The sequence below is a fragment of the Stenotrophomonas sp. S39 genome, assembly GCF_016624665.1.
GTDB lineage: Bacteria > Pseudomonadota > Gammaproteobacteria > Xanthomonadales > Xanthomonadaceae > Stenotrophomonas.
Window position 1 is genome coordinate 1 of sequence record NZ_JACVTT010000188.1, and the last position, 2,189, is coordinate 2,189.

Annotated in this window: 1 protein-coding gene; it reads right to left on the bottom strand. The window is 66.3% G+C overall.

What is annotated here, in order from left to right:
- Window positions 1-63 precede the first annotated feature (63 nt).
- The gene (gene htpG / locus IAE41_RS22195) at window positions 64-1,953 is read right to left on the bottom strand and encodes a molecular chaperone HtpG (RefSeq protein WP_200734594.1); all 1,890 of its coding nucleotides are present in this window, start codon (window positions 1,951-1,953) and stop codon (window positions 64-66) included.
- Window positions 1,954-2,189 lie beyond the last annotated feature (236 nt).

Sequence of the window (2,189 nt, forward strand, 5' to 3'; positions counted from 1 at the left end):
GGGTTGTACAAGCCGGGCGCCCCGGGGGGTCGGGGGGGCCATGCCCGGGCGCCCCGCTGCCGATCAGGCCGACAGTTCCAGCAGCAGCTTGTTCAGGCGCGCCACGTAGGCGCCCGGGTCCTTCAGGCTGTCACCGGCGGCCAGCGCGGCCTGGTCGAACAGCACCCGGCCCAGGTCGTCGAAGCGCGCGCCGTCGGCTTCCGCATCGAGCTTGGCGATCAGCGGATGGCCCGGGTTGATCTCCAGCACCGGCTTGCTGTCGGGCACCTTCTGGCCGCTGGCTTCCAGGATCTGGCGCATCTGCAGCCCCAGGTCCTGTTCGCCGATCGCCAGCACCGCCGGCGAATCGGTCAGGCGGTGCGAGACGCGCACTTCGGCCACGTCATCGCCCAGCACCGACTTCAGGCGCTCGACCAGGCCCTGCCTGTCCTTCGCCGCCGCTTCCTGTTCCTGCTTGTCGGCTTCGCTTTCCAGCGCGCCCAGGTCGAGGTCGCCTCGGGCGATGTCGACGAAGCCCTTGCCGTCGAAATCGGTCAGGTAGCCCATCAGCCACTCGTCGATGCGGTCGGTCAGCAGCAGCACTTCCACGCCCTTCTTGCGGAACACTTCCAGATGCGGGCTGTTGCGCACCTGGCTGTAGCTCTCGCCGGTCAGGTAGTAGATCTTGTCCTGGCCTTCGGCCATGCGGCCGATGTAATCGGCCAGCGACACGGTCTGCGCATCAGCCTCGCCACGGGTGGAGGCAAAGCGCAGCAGGCCGGCCACCTTCTCGCGGTTGTTGTAGTCCTCAGCCGGGCCTTCCTTCAGCACCTGGCCGAATTCCTTCCAGAACGTGGCGTACTGCTCCGGCTTGTCGGCGGCCAGCTTCTCCAGCATGTCCAGCGAGCGCTTGGTCAGCGCTGCCTTCATCGAATCGATGACCGGGCCGGACTGCAGGATCTCGCGCGAGACGTTCAGCGACAGGTCGTTGGAATCGACCACGCCCTTGATGAAGCGCAGGTAGAGCGGCAGGAACTGCTCGGCCTGGTCCATCACGAACACGCGCTGCACGTACAGCTTCAGGCCCTTGGGCGCATCGCGGTGGTACAGGTCGAACGGCGCGCGGCCGGGCACGAACAGCAGCGAGGTGTACTCCAGCTTGCCTTCGACCTTGTTGTGGCTCAAGGCCAGCGGGTCGCTGTGGTCGTGCGCCACGTGCTTGTAGAACTCGGTGTACTCGGTGTCGCTGATCTCGGTGCGCGGGCGGGTCCACAGCGCGCTGGCGCGGTTGACGGTCTCCCATTCGCCGGCAGCGCCTTCTTCGCCTTCCTTCGGCATCTGGATCGGCAGGCCGATGTGGTCGGAGTACTTCTTGAGGATGCTGCGCAGGCGCCAGCCATCGGCGAAATCATGCTCGCCGTCCTTCAGGTGCAGGACGATGCGGGTGCCGCGCTCGGCCTTGTCAACGGTGGCCACGTCGAAGTCGCCTTCGCCGCGCGAGGTCCAGCGCACGCCTTCGCCTGCAGCCAGGCCGGCGCGGCGCGAGGTCACTTCCACTTCGTCGGCGACGATGAAGGCGCTGTAGAAGCCGACGCCGAACTGGCCGATCAGCTGCGAATCCTTCTTCTGGTCGCCGGACAGCTGGCGCAGGAAATCGCCGGTGCCGGATTTTGCAATCGTGCCGAGGTGGGCGATGGCTTCGGCGCGGCTCATGCCGATGCCGTTGTCTTCGATGGTGATGGTGTGGGCGGCGGCGTCGAAGCTGACGCGCACGCGCAGCTCGCTGTCGCCTTCCAGCAGGGCGGGCTGGGTCAGGGCTTCGAAGCGCAGCTTGTCGGCGGCGTCGGCGGCATTGGAGACCAGCTCGCGGAGGAAGATTTCCTTGTTGGAGTACAGCGAGTGGATCATCAGCTGCAGCAGCTGCTTGACCTCGGTCTGGAAGCCAAGGGTTTCGGTCTGGGTGGTCTCGGTCATCGATAGGGCTCCGTGTGCAATGCCGCGCCAGCGCGTGCGGCCTGGCCAAGGGGTATGGCTGATTGTCCCGAAATCAAGGGGTTGGTCTGGCAGGGCTTGCAGCCCTGCACCTGCTCAATGCAACGGCAACAGCCAAAGCCAGAGCCAGAGCGGCATTCCGTGGGATGGCGGGGCACTGTGGGTTCGCGGGGACGCCGTGAACCCATCCATGGGGGCTTGGTCGCCGCATCCATGCG